The sequence below is a fragment of the Mycolicibacterium sp. 624 genome (assembly GCF_040548615.1).
In the GTDB taxonomy this organism is placed as follows: Bacteria; Actinomycetota; Actinomycetes; order Mycobacteriales; family Mycobacteriaceae; genus Mycobacterium.
The window spans coordinates 133,166-150,158 of the sequence record NZ_JBEPRZ010000006.1 but is presented as its reverse complement, the minus strand read 5'-3'; the positions used below and the strand labels follow the sequence as shown (position 1 = coordinate 150,158).

Annotated in this window: 19 protein-coding genes; 9 read left to right on the top strand and 10 right to left on the bottom strand. The window is 64.9% G+C overall.

Annotated elements, in window-relative coordinates; translation table 11 throughout:
* Window positions 1–3: 3 nt before the first annotated feature.
* Both ABIA65_RS23055 and ABIA65_RS23050 read right to left on the bottom strand, forming a co-directional pair.
* Window positions 4–1,248 (bottom strand): cytochrome P450, encoded by a 1,245-nt coding sequence (locus ABIA65_RS23055; RefSeq protein WP_354525013.1) that lies wholly within the window; start codon window positions 1,246–1,248, stop codon window positions 4–6.
* An 8-nt stretch (window positions 1,249–1,256) separates the two neighbouring features.
* Window positions 1,257–1,961, bottom strand: a complete 705-nt coding sequence (locus ABIA65_RS23050) for an NIPSNAP family protein (protein ID WP_354525012.1) — start codon at window positions 1,959–1,961, stop codon at window positions 1,257–1,259.
* A 128-nt stretch (window positions 1,962–2,089) separates the two neighbouring features.
* On the opposite strand from ABIA65_RS23050, the gene ABIA65_RS23045 reads away from it, so the two are divergent.
* The 3 genes from ABIA65_RS23045 (at window position 2,090) to ABIA65_RS23035 (ending at window position 4,308) form a co-directional block, all read left to right on the top strand.
* Complete coding sequence (locus tag ABIA65_RS23045) at window positions 2,090–2,914, top strand: SMP-30/gluconolactonase/LRE family protein (protein ID WP_354525011.1); 825 nt, start codon at window positions 2,090–2,092, stop codon at window positions 2,912–2,914.
* Window positions 2,915–2,959: 45 nt separating this feature from the next.
* Complete coding sequence (locus tag ABIA65_RS23040; RefSeq protein WP_241399710.1) at window positions 2,960–3,772, top strand: thioesterase family protein; 813 nt, start codon at window positions 2,960–2,962, stop codon at window positions 3,770–3,772.
* Between the two features lie 305 nt (window positions 3,773–4,077).
* Entirely contained in the window at window positions 4,078–4,308 is a 231-nt protein-coding gene (locus tag ABIA65_RS23035; RefSeq protein WP_241399711.1) for a hypothetical protein, read from the top strand.
* Between the two features lie 237 nt (window positions 4,309–4,545).
* Here ABIA65_RS23035 and ABIA65_RS23030 read toward each other — a convergent pair whose 3' ends face one another.
* The 4 genes from ABIA65_RS23030 to ABIA65_RS23015 are packed head-to-tail and all read right to left on the bottom strand — an operon-like array spanning window position 4,546 to window position 8,217.
* Window positions 4,546–5,367 (bottom strand): class II fructose-bisphosphate aldolase, encoded by an 822-nt coding sequence (locus ABIA65_RS23030; protein WP_354525010.1) that lies wholly within the window; start codon window positions 5,365–5,367, stop codon window positions 4,546–4,548.
* An 8-nt stretch (window positions 5,368–5,375) separates the two neighbouring features.
* The gene (locus tag ABIA65_RS23025; RefSeq protein WP_354525009.1) at window positions 5,376–6,683 is read right to left on the bottom strand and encodes a four-carbon acid sugar kinase family protein; all 1,308 of its coding nucleotides are present in this window, start codon (window positions 6,681–6,683) and stop codon (window positions 5,376–5,378) included.
* Entirely contained in the window at window positions 6,680–7,120 is a 441-nt protein-coding gene (locus tag ABIA65_RS23020) for a VOC family protein (protein WP_354525008.1), read from the bottom strand. Before ABIA65_RS23020 ends, ABIA65_RS23025 begins: the two co-directional genes overlap by 4 nt.
* Window positions 7,117–8,217 carry an isocitrate/isopropylmalate dehydrogenase family protein gene (locus ABIA65_RS23015; protein ID WP_354525007.1) on the bottom strand — a complete coding sequence of 367 codons (1,101 nt, stop codon included), beginning with the start codon at window positions 8,215–8,217 and terminating at the stop codon, window positions 7,117–7,119. Before ABIA65_RS23015 ends, ABIA65_RS23020 begins: the two co-directional genes overlap by 4 nt.
* A gap of 236 nt (window positions 8,218–8,453) precedes the next feature.
* Here ABIA65_RS23015 and ABIA65_RS23010 point away from each other — a divergent pair, with 236 nt between their 5' ends.
* The gene (locus ABIA65_RS23010; protein WP_354525006.1) at window positions 8,454–10,040 is read left to right on the top strand and encodes an SLC13 family permease; all 1,587 of its coding nucleotides are present in this window, start codon (window positions 8,454–8,456) and stop codon (window positions 10,038–10,040) included.
* Between the two features lie 62 nt (window positions 10,041–10,102).
* Here ABIA65_RS23010 and ABIA65_RS23005 read toward each other — a convergent pair whose 3' ends face one another.
* Window positions 10,103–10,330, bottom strand: coding sequence for a hypothetical protein (locus ABIA65_RS23005; protein WP_354525221.1), 228 nt, complete (start codon window positions 10,328–10,330; stop codon window positions 10,103–10,105).
* Between ABIA65_RS23005 and ABIA65_RS23000 the strand changes: the two genes are divergently transcribed.
* A complete protein-coding gene (locus ABIA65_RS23000) occupies window positions 10,226–10,903 on the top strand; it encodes a FadR/GntR family transcriptional regulator (RefSeq protein ID WP_354525207.1) in 678 nt (225 codons plus the stop codon). The genes ABIA65_RS23005 and ABIA65_RS23000 overlap by 105 nt on opposite strands.
* A 75-nt stretch (window positions 10,904–10,978) precedes the next feature.
* Here the strand turns inward: ABIA65_RS23000 and ABIA65_RS22995 are convergent, their stop codons facing one another.
* Together ABIA65_RS22995 and ABIA65_RS22990 are read right to left on the bottom strand one after the other, a co-directional pair.
* A complete protein-coding gene (locus ABIA65_RS22995) occupies window positions 10,979–11,170 on the bottom strand; it encodes a ferredoxin (RefSeq protein ID WP_241399717.1) in 192 nt (63 codons plus the stop codon).
* A gap of 13 nt (window positions 11,171–11,183) precedes the next feature.
* Window positions 11,184–12,449, bottom strand: coding sequence for a cytochrome P450 (locus tag ABIA65_RS22990; protein ID WP_354525005.1), 1,266 nt, complete (start codon window positions 12,447–12,449; stop codon window positions 11,184–11,186).
* A gap of 88 nt (window positions 12,450–12,537) precedes the next feature.
* Here ABIA65_RS22990 and ABIA65_RS22985 point away from each other — a divergent pair, with 88 nt between their 5' ends.
* Window positions 12,538–13,095: a TetR/AcrR family transcriptional regulator gene (locus tag ABIA65_RS22985; RefSeq protein ID WP_241399719.1), complete on the top strand. Its 558-nt coding sequence runs from the start codon at window positions 12,538–12,540 to the stop codon at window positions 13,093–13,095.
* A 30-nt stretch (window positions 13,096–13,125) separates the two neighbouring features.
* Here the strand turns inward: ABIA65_RS22985 and ABIA65_RS22980 are convergent, their stop codons facing one another.
* Window positions 13,126–14,298 (bottom strand): CaiB/BaiF CoA transferase family protein, encoded by a 1,173-nt coding sequence (locus ABIA65_RS22980; RefSeq protein WP_354525004.1) that lies wholly within the window; start codon window positions 14,296–14,298, stop codon window positions 13,126–13,128.
* A 116-nt stretch (window positions 14,299–14,414) separates the two neighbouring features.
* Here ABIA65_RS22980 and ABIA65_RS22975 point away from each other — a divergent pair, with 116 nt between their 5' ends.
* From ABIA65_RS22975 to ABIA65_RS22965, 3 genes are read left to right on the top strand one after another with little or no spacing between them, the layout of a single operon-like run.
* A complete protein-coding gene (locus ABIA65_RS22975) occupies window positions 14,415–14,978 on the top strand; it encodes a TetR/AcrR family transcriptional regulator (RefSeq protein ID WP_354525003.1) in 564 nt (187 codons plus the stop codon).
* Window positions 14,979–15,030: 52 nt separating this feature from the next.
* Window positions 15,031–16,527: an aldehyde dehydrogenase family protein gene (locus ABIA65_RS22970; protein WP_241399722.1), complete on the top strand. Its 1,497-nt coding sequence runs from the start codon at window positions 15,031–15,033 to the stop codon at window positions 16,525–16,527.
* On the top strand, window positions 16,524–16,970 hold the full coding sequence (locus ABIA65_RS22965; protein WP_354525002.1) for a nuclear transport factor 2 family protein: 447 nt from the start codon (window positions 16,524–16,526) through the stop codon (window positions 16,968–16,970). Before ABIA65_RS22970 ends, ABIA65_RS22965 begins: the two co-directional genes overlap by 4 nt.
* Window positions 16,971–16,993 lie beyond the last annotated feature (23 nt).

Genomic DNA, 16,993 nt, shown 5'->3' with positions numbered 1-16,993 from the left:
GGCTCAGTGACCTCCGGTCTGGACCGTCACGGGGATGTTGTTCCAGCCCCACTGGAAACTCGACGGCGGACGCCACGCGGCCTCGGTGTCGACGCGGAACTCGGGCACCCGCTTGAGCCACTCGGCGACCAGGATGCCGATCTCGAGCCGCGCCAGATGCACACCTAGGCAGAAGTGCTGACCTCGCCCGAACGCCAGGAGTCGCTCGATGGGCCGGTTCCAGATGAACTCGTCGGGATCGGCGTACTCGCGTTCGTCGCGCGAGGCCGACGCGAGCAGCGTGATGATGCGTTGACCCGGTTCGATCGTGGTGCCGTGCAATGTGAATGGGGCGCGCACGGTGCGGGCGAACCACTGTGCGGGTGCGCAGAAGCGGATCATCTCCTCGCGCGCGACAGCCACGTTGGACTCCAGATCGGCACGCACGGCGGCGAGCTGGTCTGGACGCTGCGACAGTTCCCACAGACCGTGCGCGACGATCTTGGGCACGGTCTCGGTGCCACCGATGAACACTCCGAGCATCTGCGTGGCGGCCTCGGTGTCGGAGAGCGCCGACCCGTCCGGCAGCCGGTAGTTGATCAGGCCGTCGACGATCGGCTGGCTGCCGTCGGCGCCCTCGGCGCGTCGGCGTACGACGATCGGTGTCAGGTACTCGAGATAACCGGGCCGGGCATTGGCGGTGTTGACACCGTCACCCGGTTTGGCGAGGCTGCCCGCGTTCACCGTGGCCAGCACATCGGGCGCCAGCTCGTCAGGCAGACCGACCAGGTGACACACCATTGAGGCCGCGACGACGCCTCCGTAGTCCTGGGTCAGGTCGAAGTTGCCCTGCGGCAGCAGGACATCCAGGCGCTCGTTGGCCAGTTCACGGATGCGGTCAGCCAGTCCCGCGACGTTGCGCGGCCGCAGCGGCTTCGAGTGCGCGCCCCGGACACCACCGTAGATCGGGTTGTCGAAGTTGGCGTGAAACGGCATCGGATGCACCGGCGGATCGGGCACCGGCCCGTCGTTGTGGTGTGCCAGAACCGTCGCGGCAGGCAGGGTGCCCTCCGACGCCACGAAGGTTCCGTCGTTGATCTCCAACACATCCCACACGTCGGCGAAACGCGACACCGCGTAGGTGTCCCATTTCTCGACGTAGTACAGCGGGTGGTGGTCGCGCAGCACACGGTAGTGCGGAAACGGGTCGGCCATCACCGCCGGATCGAATGGATCATACGAGAAGTCCTGCATCGCCTCTGATCTCATCTGGGCATTCACTGCAGCGGCGAGGGCGGGAGGGCCTGGAGAATGGAGTCCTCCCAGCCGTCGCGTAGAGCGGGCGCGAGCCTCATCCACGTGACGATCTCGGCGGGTGGCTGGTCCTTCCACGACGGGTAGTGGTTCTCGAAGCACTCCCAGTCCCCGTCGAGCGCCCAGTAGTGGATCACCTCGTTGAACCGGAACGTCGTGGTGAAGGACCCCAGCCAGCGCTTGCCCGTGCTCTCCGACCACGGCACGTACAACCGTTCGAGTTCCTTGATGTAGTCGTCCTGGCGCCCTGGCTTGGTCTGCATGATCTCCTGGATCACCAGTCCCGCCTTGAAATCGGCCGCCTTGAGTTCGGCGAGGTTCTTGTTCTGCGGGGCGGCGTACATGATCCGCCCCTCGCCCGTGGCGCCGGTGTCGGCGAGATAGGTCGCCCACGTGGTGGCGGCATCGGCGTGACTTCCGCCGCGCGCCTGGGCCTTACCGATGCGCGCGTAGTCGGCGAAGGCGTCGATCTCCCAGATGATGGTGACCTGCGGCCAGTGTCCGTTGTAGGGCGTGGACTCCCAGATCGTGAAGAGTCGCGCGCCGAGATCGGACATCATCGGGTGATAGACCTCGTCGAACGCCTTGGTGAACTGATCGCTGCGTCCGGAACCCAGGGCGATGGTCTCGTGCAGGTACAGAAGCGTGTGGCTGTGATACTTCCGCATGGCCGGTTCAACAACCTCCGTTTAGCGTCATGCGCACACCGCCGATAGTTGACAGTGGCACCCAGCGAGCGTGACACTTGTGGCGTGTTTTGTAAAGCATCGCGGTCGATCAGCCGGTTCGACGTCGGATGAGCCCGACGCCATTGGCCAATGGATTCTGTTTTGGTGAGGGACCGCGGTGGTTCGAGGGCCTGCTCTGGTTCTCGGACATGCTCGGCGAGGCCGTGCACACCGTGGACCTCAACGGCGCGACCAGCACCCTGCAACTACCCGGCAGAGCGCCGTCCGGGCTGGGTTTCCGGCCCGACGGAACGCTGCTGATCGTCTCCACCGAGGATCGTCAGGTGCTCCGCTACGACGGTGACCACGTGACCGTGCTGGCCGACCTGGGCGACCTGGTGCCCGCCAATCTCGGCGATATGGTGATCGACGCCCGTGGTGCCGCCTTCGTGGGATCGCAGGCCCGAGAGGGGGGTGTCATCGTCCGCATCGACCCTGATGACACCTCCTCCGTCGTGGCAGACGACCTCGACTTCCCCAACGGCATGGTCATCACCCCGGACGGCGACACGCTTGTCGTCGCCGAGTCGACGGGACGTCGACTCACCGCGTTCACGGTCACCACCGACGGTGCGCTGGTCGATCGACGGGTGTTCGCCGACGGCCTCGACGGGCCGCCCGACGGCCTGGCGATCGACGGCGAGGGCGGGGTGTGGACGGCCATGACGCTGGCCCACCAATTCGAGCGAATCACCGACGGCGGCAACGTGACCGATCGCATCGACATGGCGGGGCGTACCGCAATCGCCTGCGCCCTGGGCGGTCCCGAAGGGCGCACGCTGTTCCTGCTGTCCAGCACCGACGCGTATCCCGAACGTCTGATCGGCACCAAGGCGTCACGCGTCGACGCGCTGATGGTCGACGTGCCCGCCCCGGGTCGATTCGGGCACTGAGGACATTGGGCACTGAGGGAATTGGGCACTGACGGAAAGTTGAAGATGTCTGACTCCTATTACGAACTCGTCGACACCGATGACGCAGGCGAGCGTTTCCGCGCGACCGACCTGGTGCGCGGCACGTGGAATGCCTCGATACAGCACGGTGCCCCCGTATCGGCGCTGCTGGTCCGTGCGCTGGAACGCTGCGCGCCGCGCGATGACACCAGGCTCAGCCGCGTGATGATCGACCTGGTCGGCGGCGTGCCCGCAGAGGGTGACCTGTGGTTGCGCGCTCAAGTCGACCGTCCAGGCAGGCAGATCGAACTGGTCAGTGCGGAACTACTCGCCCCTGACCGCGACGGTGCACCGCGGACCGTCGCGAAGGCAAGCGGTTGGCGGCTGTCCACCCTCGACACCACAGCGGTCGTACACGCGCCCGCGCCCGCACTCGCGCCGCTGGCGCAGGCGAAGAGCCGCGATATGGCCAAGAATTGGGACCGCAACTACGTGCACAGCATCGACTGGCGCTGGCTCACCACGCCATTGGCCGACGGGCCCGGCGAATCCTGGCTGCGGCCGACCGTGGACCTCGTGAAGGGCGAGACGATGACGCCGCTGCAGCGGCTGTTCACCGTCGCCGACGATGCGAACGGCATCGGCACCAAGCTCGACATCCGGCGCTGGACGTTCATGAACACCGACCTGGTCGTGCATGTGCACCGCGTGCCCGAGGGTGAGTGGATCGGCATCCGGGCCGAGACGAGCTACGGGCCCGATGGCATCGGGACCACGTTCGGCACGCTGTTCGACGCCCACGGTGCGATCGGCGGCATTCAGCAGTCGGTGCTGGTGCGGCCGATGCCGTCGCGTTAGCTCGCGGCCGACACGCCCATCCGCCAGCAAACCAGGACCGGCGCTCAAGAGCCCGCTGTCGACACGACCGGCAGACCGCACGGGACCTGTGCAAACGCCGGGTGATGGCTGTCAGCGCAACGCCGATGAAATCGGCGCTGAGCAACGAACGACATTTCGCAGTGCGACGAAAGTCTCAGTGCTGCTGGGCAATTCACGCGCCACCCGGATACGCACCAGATTGTTCGTATAGCTAGGCAACGTACTACAGTGGCCTTAGGCCGGGGGGTTTGGTGCAACAGGCAACGAACCGGAGGTTGAGTGTGATGCGTTCCAAACTAGCCACGAAGGCTATCGTGGGGGTCGCCGCAGCGGCGGTGCCGCTGGGATTGGGCTTCGTCGGTGCAGCTCCGGCCGCAGCAGGTCCCGAGGTGTGTCTGACGGGCCCATACGGCTATGCCAGCGCATGCGTCGAAGCGCCCGGCTGGGTGGACTGGCGCGACGGCCACCATGGCCGCGGGCACTGGAACAAGCACTGGGACGACGACGACGACTGATCGGCCACGCGTGCCGGATGGTGGGGTTGCTGACATGCCCTGCCATTCGTCAGCAGGTGGCGCAGCTCGGCTGCGCGGCTGGCTCACGGAATTGATGTTGATGTCGATACCCGCGGCTCATGGCGTAGGCCGCTCGGAGCCCGGAACAGCCCATCCTGGTGCTCGTAACTGAAAGCCCGTTGACACGGGACAATCCGCAATGGACTGTGTTGTGACCCCACCTGCCGGAGTTGTCGACTATATCCGCTGTAATGCAAGCAGGATTCGCGTTGCTGCCTCAGCGACCGCTTCTCTGCCGCTTGTCAGATGCGCCACCAGGTCATCGTTGAGCAGGGACGCCTCAACTGATTCGTCGACGGCCCGCAAGTAGGCGCGTCGCAACTCCGTGTTGACGTTAACTTTGACCACTCCGCGCTCTAAGCATGCGACGAGCGTGTCCCGAGGTAGCCCACTGGCCCCGTGTAGCGCCAAAGGCACGCGCGCTTCGCTTTGGATCTTTGCGAGGAGGTCGAGGTCGAGAATGGGCGGGCTCGGGGTCCAACCGTGGACATTGCCAACCGCAACGGCGAGTACATCGACGCTGGTTCGCTGAACAAATTCGGCAGCCTGCGATGGATGGGTCAAACATCCGCCCGACGCGTTGGTCGATACGTCTTCATCGCCAGCAATTGCCCCGAGTTCGCCCTCGATCCAAGCATCACTGTCGTGCGCACGTCTCGTTGCCTCGGCGGTCAGTCGTACATTTTCGTCGAAGGGCAGATGCGACCCGTCGAACATGACCGAGGTGTAGCCGAGGTCGAGACATTCCTGAACCTCGTCGATGGTGCGTGCGTGGTCGAGATGAACGCCGACATGCGCGTCTGTTCGGCCTGCGAGGTCGAGCGCCATGGCCGCTAGCGCTTTGCCCGCGTAGTTGAATGCGCTCGAACCCGCCTGCAAGATGACGGGCAAGTTCGTGCGTTCAGCGGCAGCAATGATGCCTTGGGCGGTTTCGAGGTTGTACGCGACGAACCCGGCCACAGCGGTCCGATTTGCAGCCGCTGCGCGCAGTAGCGTCATCCCGCGTGTCAGCATTTGGTGGCGCGCGGCCGGACAGATGAATCTTGACCGTAGCGAGTTCCGTCGCTCCTGAATACGTTTACGGCATCGAGTATTACGGTGTCGGCGCCGACATTGCCAGGCACGACCACTTGGTGAAGCTCGGGCTTGCCGGGGCGGTGAAGTCGCCATAGGGACACGCCAGTGACGACTTGGCCCAGCACTTCGGCACGATCGGCGCCCAATCCGCGTGCCGCAATTTCGGCACCGGTTATTCCGCCTTTTGTCACGACGGCACCGGCGGCATCGGACGTGGCATCGACGACGCGGACGAGTGCCTCCATGACAGCAGCTCCGTGTGTGAGTTCGCCGTGGCGCGTGCTGCGTTGCCGTGGACTGGCTACAACGGCGATCCCATGCTCCCTGAGATCGGCCCGTAGCTGTTTGGCGAGATCGCTGAGGCCAGAGGACGAATCGTGATGCGGATCAATGAGTTCGTCTACGGCAGGAAGGAACCGCGTCTGGCACGGCAGTTGGTGCAGTTGGCGGTTCGCACCCTCGGTGTGTGAACCACACGCCACGAGGACCGAATCAGCCGAAGGTGCCACGACTTGTCGTGCGGAGGTGCCGGCTAGCGCTGCCGCCAGCGGTGCAGCGGCGCGAACGACGATCTTGAGGCCCGTGGCGCGCGCTTCTTGAATGCCATCGGCGATCACGGCGATGTCTTCGTCGCAGTCGGCGTCGGGCAGGAGAACGGCACCGAGCGGCGCCGCTAAGAGCGCCGAAGCGACAGCGTTGGAACCAATTTCGCGAAGCGCCCGAAGGTCGATCGATACGAACGGCCCTTTCAATCCGACCTCGGCCGCCCAGTCGGTCAAGCGGCTACTGCTGTATCCGAAGACGGGATCGCGCGCGTACTCGGTCTCGGCCGCTGGCTGATCGCCATTTGATCCACGGACGTAGTGCACTCCTCCGCAGGTCGTGCGTCCGCCTGCCGGGTAGGCCGGCACCACGATTCCGACGGCGTCGGACAGCCCGAGCAGCTCCATCTCCAATGCGATGTGCCCACGTAGTGTGGAGTCGCCGCGGAGCACGATCAGGGTGTCATCGCCTAGCACGTCGCGGATGGTTGTCGATAGGTCGGTGATTATCTCGGTCGTCTCGGCAGGTGTCTTGGCTCGGGTGTTGGTCAGGATGTACACGGCGCGCTGGTCTTGGCCGGAGAAGCGAGTCAGGCCAGCGCGGACGTCGGTGAGCAGAACGTCGACCCCGTGAGCCCCTTGGGTACCGGTCGGGTCGTCGTCGAGGATCACGACGCGGGCGGGGTCGGCCTTCACGGCGTGCGCTCCACCAACTCGATCGCGCACCCAGTCGGTGCAGCCTTCAGGAAGGCACACGGCTTGCCGTACCCGCCTGTGAAGATCTGGCTCGGGTCCTCTCCAACGTCTCTCAGCGAGGCGGCCAGGTCAGGAACGGCAAAGCAGACGTGGTGGAGGCCCTCGCCGCGTTCGGCGAGGTGGTGAGCGACCGGGCCGTCTCGCAGCGGCTGCACGATCTGCATGGTGGCTGCAGTCGAAGGCTGCTGTCCCGTGCACGGGACCAGCCAGATCAGCCGCACGCCGGCGTCTTCGACGATCTCGTCGTGGTGGCGCTGCAATCCCAGCGTGCGTTCGAACCATTCGGCCGACATCGCCGCGTCGTGAGCGGCGATGGCGACATGGTCAATCAGGCTGGTGGTTGTCAACGCCACTGTCTCTGTGAGTGGCACGGTCACGACACACCCATCGCAACTGCCTCGCGGATGGCTCGACCCATCTGGCTGCATGAGGCCGAGCCACCGAGGTCCGCAGTGACCGTCTCACCCTTGGCCAACACGGCCAGCGTGGCTGCGTCAATGCGCTTGGCCGCTTCGAGGGCCGCGGCGTCGTTGTGCCGCTGGCCAATCCACTCCAGCATCATCGCGGTCGACAACACCATCGCCGTGGGGTTGGCCAGGTTCTTGCCGGCAATGTCAGGGGCAGAACCGTGCGCCGGCTGGAACATGCCATGGTCGTAACCGACGTCGCCGGAGGCCGCCAGACCGAGTCCACCAACGGTAGCCGCTGCCAAGTCGGAGATGATGTCACCGAACATGTTCTCCGCGACGACGACGTCGAAGTGGTCAGCGCGTTGGACCTGAAAAGCCGTCATGGCGTCCACGTAGACGTGGTCTCGATCGATGCCGGAGTACTTGTCGGCTACCTCGTTAAAGACGCTGCGGAAGAATGCGTAGGAGCTGAGAACGTTCGCCTTGTCGACGCATGTGACCATCCGGCGCCCGTCCAGGGGGCGTCCATTTCGCTTCTGCGCCAGATCGAATGCAATCTCGCTGACCTTGCGCGTGCCGTTGGCGGTGATGACGATCGTGTCGGTCGCCACCTCATTGCGCACGTTGGTGCCACCCGTCCGCGAGGCGTACAGGCCCTCGACGTTCTCGCGGACCACGACATAGTCGATCGGTGCTGAGCTCGCCAACGTCGGCTTGACACCGGGGAGGCTGCGGACGGGGCGGATTCCGGCGAACAGGTCGAGCGCAAATCGCAGACGGAAGATGACATCGCCGTTGACTTCACGACCATCGGGATGCCGCGCCTCGGGAAGGCCGATGGCACCCATGAGAATGGCGTCCGCGGACTTGCATGCCTCGAACGTGTCCTGGCTCATCGCCTCGCCGGTTTGCACCCAGCGCCGGGCGCTGGCGTCGTGGCTGTCCACGGACACTTGGAGTCCCGCCACAATCGACGTGACTTCGTCGAGCACGCCCAAAGCGACGTCCGTGATCTCCAGGCCGATTCCGTCACCGGGGAGGGCGACGATGTCATAGCTTCCCACTGCATCTCCATTGGTATTACCGCTTTTTGAGGTCGATTTCTGTCTACCGCATCGATGCGACGTAACGCAAGCCGCATCGATGATCGCGTCGAACGCTCGTACACAAGGCCAATAGGCGGTCCGTCGCACCCAGCATCTGCGATGAGGCTCCCCCCCAACACTCTGAGACATGGGGCTTGACATCGGAAAGCTGTCATACCAATATGCTGTGCCATGCTTCACTTGAAAGGATTACCGTGACCCAAGCCACATCCTCGCCGGCGCCGAGCGCCGGCGAGGACTCCGATCTCGAACAATTCCGTGCCTACCGTCGCGTCGACGAATCCACCGTCAGTGCGGCTGAGGCGCGATTCGATCGCCGACGCCAGACCATCGGACTGATCGCCGGCCCCGTCGTAGCGATCCTGGTGTTGGTGCTGCCCTTGGATCTGCCGTGGAATCAGCAGGCGCTCGCGGGTGTCTTCGCGTTCACGGTGATCTTCTGGTTGAGCGAGGCAATCCCGATCCCGGCAACGTCGCTTCTCAGCGTCGCTCTGATGGTCGTACTCGGGGTGGCGCCGGCCGATGACGTACTGAGTTCATTCGGCAGCACCATCGTCTTGCTCTACCTCGGCGCGTTCTTCCTAGCCCAAGCCCTACTCAAACACGGATTGGCGGAGCGCGCCGCCTATGTGGTGCTCGCAGCGCGCTGGGTGGGCAATTCGGTCACTCGCGTCATCATCGCCGTCGGTATCGTGACCTGTTTGTTCTCGGCCTTCGTCAGCAATACGGTGACCGTCGCCATGCTTCTGCCAACAGTCCTGGGCATCATCGTGGCGATCAGCAAGCAGGCCGGACAGAAGGATCCGACGCGGTTGCGCATCGCGACGTGCCTGTTGTTGATGCTGGCGTTCAGCGCAAGCATCGGCGGTGCCCTCACACCGGTCGGAGCGCCGCACCAGTTGATCGGGCGCGGTCTGATCGAGGATGCCACTGGACGATCGATCACCTTCTTCCAGTGGACCGCCATCGCCGTCGTGTTCGCAATTCCTCTGCTGGGAGCCCTGCTCTTCCTGTTGATCAAGCTGAACAAGCCCGAGGCAACGAGTCTCGATGGCCTATCCGCATCGATGGCCGCCAAGCGCGATGCCCGAGGACCCATGTCCAGGGGTGAGTGGAACACCCTCATCGTGTTCCTGGGCGTCGTCACCTGCTGGCTGCTGCCCGGCGTGCTTGGCGTTGTCCTTGGCCCGGAATCGGCCGCCTACAACGCCGTCGCCGACCATCTCGATGAGGGAATTGTCGCCATCCTGGGCGCCTCGCTGTTGTTCCTGCTACCTACTGACCGGCGCACCCGCACCTTCACGATCGAATGGCAGGACGCCGTTAAAACCGACTGGGGCACACTGCTCTTCATCATCTGTGGTGCGGCACTCGGGGCGCAGTTGACGGGAACCGGCCTGGCCGAACGCGTCGGTCAAGCAATGGGGGGCCTCTTCGGCGGAGCCAACGTCATCATTTTGACCTTCGCCGCCGTCGTACTGGCCATCCTCATCTCAGAGATCGGCAGCAATCTCGCCGCCGTCGGCATCGTCGTCCCCATCGTGATTCCACTGGCCATCGCGGCGGGCGTCGATCCTGCCCTCCCGGGGCTTGCGGCTACCCTCGGTTCGTCGTTCGGGTTCATGATGCCGATATCGACGCCCCAGAACGCGCTCGTGTACGCGACCGGCGCGGTCCCGATCACGAAGATGGTCCGCAGCGGCCTGGTGTTCGACATCCTCGCTGCCCTCTTCGTCACCATCAGCGTGGTCACGATGGGTAGCCTGGTCGGCCTTGCCTAACTGGCAATTCGCGAGCAGCCGAGCAGGACTCCTGGTCCGCTCGGCTGTTCGCGCGACTAGACTCACCGCAACATCGGACCAAGGAGGCGACGCTGACGGGCTCCGCCACGGGTGATGCCACCCGCCGACCTCCCACCCCAGAAGTGCGCCGTACCGATGACGTCATCGAGGTACTTCTGCAACGGATCCGCGAAGGAACTCTGAAGCCGGGCGATCGCCTTCCCAATGAGCGTGACCTCGCCGCCGAGTTTGGGGTTTCGCGACCAGTGGTTCGGGAGGCGATTAGCCATCTGAGTGGCCGCGGTGTCGTTTCACAACGCGTCGGAAGTGGTTCGACGGTCACAGCCGTGGCGCCGGAACGTGCACACGAGTCCCTCATCCTCTACCTACGAAGCAATGATCTCGACTATCGCTCCATTCACGAGGTGCGCGAATTATTCGAGGTGCATGCGGCCGGGGTCGCGGCACACCGCGCCACTGAAGCTGATATCGAGGCCATGCGCCAGGCAGTCGAGGACCTCCGAAACTCGACCGACGAGATCGCCACAGCCGCTGCGGCGGATCTGGCGTTCCACACCATCGTCACCAAAGTGACCGGCAACCATCTGATGGAACTGATGCTCTCCTCGCTGCACGGCGGACTGGTCAACGTGCGTCGGCACAATCTCGCCCTGCCCTCTGCGTACAAAGAGGCCGTGCGCTCACACCAAGCCATCCTCGACGCCATCGTCGATCGCGACGAGACTGCCGCCCGGGTGGCCATGAGTGCCCACTTGGCTGCCGTCGTCCGTTATTGGCACGAGACGAACGACAACGAGAGCACTCAAGCGTCCGGTAGCTACGACGCCGACCAATCCTCCTGACGTAACAATCGGTCGGAATTCGACCGCGGGGTTATTGCGGCGTCAAGTCGGCACGAGACGGAAGACGCCGAACCCTCAAGTCGACAGGCGAAGCGCGGCGGCAGGACACTGAGTGACGGCCTGCTTCATACGGTCGAGGTCGCCGTCTGGGCGGTCACCGTCGTGAATCACGACGCTGCCGTCATCGGTCACCTCGAACACGTCCTCTGCGATTGACTCGCAGATGCCGTGTCCGGTGCACTTTCCGAGATCGACGTCTACCCGCATATCGCCTCCGGCCCTACTTGACCACGGCCGGCAGCCGCTTGATGCCGTGCACGAAGTTGCTGTGCAGCAGTTCGGGCTCGCCGAACTCGACATGCTTGAGCCGGGTGAGCAACTCGCGGAACAGGTTTCGCAGCTCGGTTCGTGCCAGCTGGTTGCCAAGGCAGAAGTGCGGACCACCGCCGCCGTACCCGACGTGCGGATTGGGCGAGCGGCTCAGGTCGAATGACCCCGGCGCATCGAACACCGCCTCGTCGCGATTGGCCGAACAGTAGAACAGCCCGACCTTCTCCCCCGCGGCGATCGGCTGCCCGGCAATCTCGGCGTCCTGGGTCGCGAACCGGGCGAACTGCAGCACCGGCGAGGACCATCGGACGAACTCCTCCACGGCAGTGCCGATGCGCCCGTCGAAGTCCGCCATGAGCCAATCCCGCTGGTCGGGGTTGGCGGATAGCGCCAGCATGGCGTGGGAGGTCGCCTGCTTGGTGGTGTCGTTGCCCGCAGAGGCGAGCAGGATCAGGAACGCACCCATCTCCTCGTCGGTGAGCCTCTGGCCATCGACCTCCGCGTTGACCATCGCGGTCATCAGATCGTCGCCGGGGTTGGCGCGCCGAAACTTGGCCAACTCGGCACCGGTGCTGGCCAGCAGCATGATCTCGCTGATGGTGTCGGCGGCGCGCTCCTCCAGCGAGCTGTACTCGTCATCGCTCATGCTGAACAGCTTCTCGGCGGCCGCGGCCACGGCCGGCTGGTCAGACTCGGGAACTCCGAGCATCTTCATGATGGTCAGCATCGGCAGGCGAGCCGAACATGCTGAGACAAAGTCGATCTCGCCCGCGCCGACGAGATCGTCGACGACGGCGACCGCCGTGTCGTGGATCTGTTCATCGATTCGGCGGACGTTCTTCGGCGTGAACGCCGAGCTGACCAACTTCCGGTAGACGGTGTGCTGCGGGGGGTCCATGGCCAGGAAGAACGACGCCATCCGCTGCACTTCGGCGGGCATCGGATCCAGCGCCACGCCCTGGGCCGAGGTGAACAACTCGGGATGCTGACTGACGTAGGTGACGTCGGCACGGCGGGTCAACGCCCAGAACCCGGGCTCGACGAGGTCGAACAGCGAGGGCAGCGGCTTGTGCCAGGACAGCCCGTCGGCACTCCGCAACTGCGCGAAGGTCCGATCCCGCTCGTCGAACGGCTGCGCCCAGAAGTGGTGGGAGGTGATGTCGAATGGGCTGTACTCACGCTGCTTCGGCGAGCTGGCGACGGTCAATTGACGCATCCTCTGCAATGGCCGGCAGGCTGCGCCAGCGAATCGGAACGACTCAACTAGCGTGACACTTGGCATAATATTTGTAAAGCTATTGCTCGTGTCGCACACGCCGCGTCCCGAAACGCAACCGCTCGAGGACCAGGACGATAACTCGACGAGAGAGCGAATCCTGGCTGCCACCGCCGAGGTGCTCGGCCGCAGCGGCGCCACCAAGCTGAGCCTGTCCGAGGTGGCGATCGAGGCGGGCCTGTCCCGCCCCACGCTGTACCGCTGGTTCGATTCCAAGCGCGGTCTGCTGGACGCATTCGTGGTGTGGGAGCGCGAGTCCTACGAACACGCCATCGCCAAGGCCACCGCGGGGCTGCCGACCGAGGATCGTCTCGACGCCGCGCTGCGCACCATCGTGGCCTACCAGCGATCCTATCCGGGACTCCGGGTGGTCGAAATCGAACCGGAGTACGTCATCAGGCGTCTGGCTGCCGCGATCCCGCTGCTGCGATCCCGGTTGGAACGCCTCATACCGGGACCCAGTGGAGCCGACGCGGCGGCGACGGTGGTGCGCGTCGCCATGTCGCACTACCTAGTGCGCAGCGATGACGATGAGGACTTCCTTGCCCAACTTCGGCACGCCGCAGGAATCAAGCCGACGAGCTGACGGGTCGTGCCTGCAACGGCAATCCGACCGTCAGCGCCGCGACCGGCGATCGGCGATCTCATCGAGGATCTCGTCGGTGTGCTCACCCAGTTTCGGCGCCGCCGATCGGGGTTCCCATGGTGTGCCACCGAAGTCGGCGGGTGTGGCGACCATCGGCTGGGAGCCGTCACCATCGGGCACCTGCACCAACCCGCCTGCGGCGTGGAACTGATCGTCGGCCAGGACGTCGATGATGGAGTTGATCGGCGACCAGAAGAAGTCATGCTCGGCGTCGAAGACCTCCGCCCACTCGTCCAGCGATCGCGTGACAAACACGGCGTCCAGTTCGGCGATGAGATCGATTGCGTTGCAGGCTCGTCCATAGGCGGTCGCGTATCGGTCATCCGTGAGCCAGTCGGTGCGCCCCACTGCACGACACAGCGCGGGCCAGTGCCGATCCCCTTGCAGTCCAACGATCCAGAACCGCCTCCCGTCGGCCGTCGCGTAGTTGTTCACGCACGGGTTGCCCATGGTCTCGCGCTGCCCGACCGCGATCTGCTGACCCGTCAGCAGAAGCGTGTTCAGGTCGAAGCTGATGGTGTAAGCACCCTGGCGGTACAGCGACGTGGTCACCAACTGCCCCTGCCCGCTACTGTGCCGCGCGACGAGGGCGGCACAGATCGCCGCGGCCAGCGTCATACCCGCGGAGTGGTCGCCCATCCCGCCCCGCTGGAACGGCGGCACGTCACCGGGGCGAGTCAGCAGATCGGCCAGGCCCGAGCGGGCCCAGAACGCAGCAATGTCATAGGCGGCCCGGTCGGCATCCGGGCCGTCGGTGCCGTATCCGGTGATCAGGCCGTACACCAGCCGCGGGTTGCTGGCGGCGAGCGTGGCGAAATCCAAACCGAGGCGCGCCAGAGCACCAGGACGGATGTTCGTCACGAATACGTCGGCGTCGGCGAGTAATTCGAGCGCCACCGCCATGCCGTCGTCGGTCGTGAGGTCGAGGACGATACTGCGTTTGGACCGGTTGTCCATCTCGAACGGCGGGTTCTCGCCGGTGTCGATCTGCAGCATCCTGCCGAACATGCGCGCCGGGTCGCCCTGGGGCGGTTCGACCTTGATCACGTCGGCACCCCAGTCGGCGAGAATGCCACCCGCCGCGGGTCCGGCGACCCACACGCCGAGTTCGACGACCTTGATGCCTGCCAGCGGTCCGGCCATAGCCGACCTCCTCGGGTGCGTCGGCGATCGCGCCGTTGGCCGCCCTCGCGTCCTCCGGGTACCTTACGATCGACCTCACGTTCGTATTGCTCGAGGCGCGCCGAGGAGGTGCTCAGATGAATGAACCGGCATCAGCCGACCGGGACGCTCCGGACTTCGGCGACGACACCTCGACCCGGCAACGAATTCTGGCCGCCACCGCCGAAGCGCTTGCACGCAGCGGTCAGACCAAGCTGAGCCTGTCGGAGGTCGCGATTCAGGCTGGCGTGTCCCGCCCCACGCTCTACCGCTGGTTCGCGTCGAAGTCCGATCTCCTCGATGCCTTCGGGACCTACGAGCGTGACATGTTCGACTCGGGGATCACCAAGGCAACCGCCGGACTACGCGGCAACGAGAAACTCGATGGCGCGTTGAAGTTCATCGTCGACTACCAGTACTCCTACTCGGGTGTGCGCCTTATCGACATCGAACCCGAGGTGGTTATCGCACAGCTGACAACGGTGATCCCGCGGGTGCGGAACCACCTGGAACGCATGCTGCAGGGACCCAACAAGTCGGTGAAGGCCGCGACCGCCGTCCGGGTCGCGGTGTCGCACTACATCGTTCGCAGTGATGACAAGGACCAGTTCCTCGCCCAGCTCCGACACGCCGTGGGTATCAAGTCGCCAATGAACGACTAGGCCAAACGCCCAAACGCATGACACTTGGCGGATAGTTTGTAAAGCTATCCATATGACGACACTCGAGGGCGATTCCGGGGTACTGGCCGGCGACGAGCGGATGCTGATCGACGGTGAACTCCAGCACACCGGCAGCGGAGCGAAGTTCGACGTCATACATCCGGCCAGCGAACAAGTGGCCGGGCAGGCCACTGACGGAACCGTCGCGGACATGAACCGCGCTGTGGGGGCCGCGCGGCGGGCCTTCGACGAGACCGACTGGTCGCGCGACCTCGACTTCCGCTACCACTGCCTGACCCAGCTGCACGACGCCTTCGAGCGCAACAAGGAGCGACTGCGGCGGATCCTGATCACCGAGGTGGGCTGCCCCGTGACGGTGTCGGGCTCCCAGATCGAGAGCCCGATCGAGGAGGTCAAGCACTGGGCCGAGCACGGCAGGAACTTCAACTACCTCGAGGACACCGGTGTGCACCCGACGCAGTTGGGGCCCGCGCGGCGCAAGATCCACTACGAGCCGATCGGTGTGGTCGGCGCGATCACACCGTGGAACGTGCCGTTCTACCTCAACGTCGCCGAGACGGTGCCGGCGCTGATGGCCGGAAACACCGTGGTACTCAAGCCCGCCCAGCTCACCCCGTGGTCGGGCAGCGAGTACGGCCGGATCGTTGCCGAGGAGACCGACATCCCCGCCGGCGTGTTCAACGTGGTGGTGTCCAACTCCAACGACGTCGGTGCGGCGCTGTCGGCCGACCCGCGTGTCGACATGATCACCTTCACGGGCTCCACCGCCACCGGGCGGGCGATCCTGGCCGCGGGCGCGGCGACGGTGAAGAAGACACTGCTGGAACTGGGCGGCAAGTCCGCACACATCGTGCTCGACGACGCCGACTTCAACTCCGCCCTGCCGATGGCGGCGATGATGGCGTGCGTGATGTCAGGTCAGTCCTGCATCCTGCCCAGCCGGATCCTGTTGCCGCGCAGCCGCTATGACGAGGGCATCGAGATACTCAAGACCATGATGGAGGGCTTCCCGGTCGGCGACCCGTGGACCCCCGGCAACATGCAGGGCCCGCAGATCAGCCAGACCCAGCGCGAGAAGGTGCTCGGTCTGATCAAGAGCGGTACCGACTCGGGCGCCCGCCTCATCACCGGCGGCGGCGTGCCCGAGAACCTGCCCGTCGGCTACTACACGCAGCCCACGCTGCTGGCCGATGTCGATCCCAACTCCCAGATCGCGCAGGAGGAGATCTTCGGCCCCGTGCTCACCGTCACCCCGTACGACACCGACGACGAGGCCGTGGCGATCGCCAACAACTCGATCTACGGCCTGTCCGGCGAGGTGTCGGGCACAGACGTCGACCGCGCCTTCGCGATCGCCACCCGCATGCGCACCGGCAACGTCACCATCAACGGCAAGTCCCACTTCGGCATCACCAGCCCATTCGGCGGCACCAAGCAGAGCGGCCTTGGCCGGCGCAATGGCGACGAGGGCTACCGCGAGTACCTCGAGGCCAAGACCATCGGAATGCCGGACACGGCGGCGCCGTGAATCACGCCAGAGTGACCGACTCGGCGCGCGTCGCCGACCAACTCGAGATCGCGGCCCTGCTCTCGCGGTACGCGCGCGCAGTCGACACCAAGGACTGGGACCTGTACCGCTCGGTGTTCGCCGAGGACGCCGTCATCGACTACTCGTCGAACGGAATCCCCGCGGGCGCACGCGATGACATCGCCGAGTTCCTCAGGCAGGCGTTCACCTCCATTCCGATGTCGATGCACTACATCACCAACATCGAGGTGGATTTCGACGGAATGGGCGACACCGCGACCGTGCGGGCGATGTTCCACAACCCCATGCAGCTGCCCGGAAAGACGGACCTGAGTTCCTGCGGCGGCTACTACCACCACGAGGTGGTGCGCACGGCCGACGGTTGGCGCAGCCGGCATCTGCGTGAGGACAACGTGTGGTTCGTCAACGGCCCGCGAACGTGAACTAGATGGCGATGTTTCGCACA

Bases quoted from the DNA above. Each gene is read 5' to 3' on its own strand.
- ABIA65_RS23055 (WP_354525013.1), bottom strand. From the start codon at position 1,248: ATGAGATCAGAGGCGATGCAGGACTTCTCGTATGATCCATTCGATCCG.
- ABIA65_RS23050 (WP_354525012.1), bottom strand. From the start codon at position 1,961: ATGCGGAAGTATCACAGCCACACGCTTCTGTACCTGCACGAGACCATC.
- ABIA65_RS23045 (WP_354525011.1), top strand. From the start codon at position 2,090: ATGAGCCCGACGCCATTGGCCAATGGATTCTGTTTTGGTGAGGGACCG.
- ABIA65_RS23040 (WP_241399710.1), top strand. From the start codon at position 2,960: ATGTCTGACTCCTATTACGAACTCGTCGACACCGATGACGCAGGCGAG.
- ABIA65_RS23035 (WP_241399711.1), top strand. From the start codon at position 4,078: ATGCGTTCCAAACTAGCCACGAAGGCTATCGTGGGGGTCGCCGCAGCG.
- ABIA65_RS23030 (WP_354525010.1), bottom strand. From the start codon at position 5,367: ATGACGCTACTGCGCGCAGCGGCTGCAAATCGGACCGCTGTGGCCGGG.
- ABIA65_RS23005 (WP_354525221.1), bottom strand. From the start codon at position 10,330: ATGGCTAATCGCCTCCCGAACCACTGGTCGCGAAACCCCAAACTCGGC.
- ABIA65_RS22995 (WP_241399717.1), bottom strand. From the start codon at position 11,170: ATGCGGGTAGACGTCGATCTCGGAAAGTGCACCGGACACGGCATCTGC.
- ABIA65_RS22990 (WP_354525005.1), bottom strand. From the start codon at position 12,449: ATGCGTCAATTGACCGTCGCCAGCTCGCCGAAGCAGCGTGAGTACAGC.
- ABIA65_RS22980 (WP_354525004.1), bottom strand. From the start codon at position 14,298: ATGGCCGGACCGCTGGCAGGCATCAAGGTCGTCGAACTCGGCGTGTGG.
- ABIA65_RS22975 (WP_354525003.1), top strand. From the start codon at position 14,415: ATGAATGAACCGGCATCAGCCGACCGGGACGCTCCGGACTTCGGCGAC.
- ABIA65_RS22970 (WP_241399722.1), top strand. From the start codon at position 15,031: ATGACGACACTCGAGGGCGATTCCGGGGTACTGGCCGGCGACGAGCGG.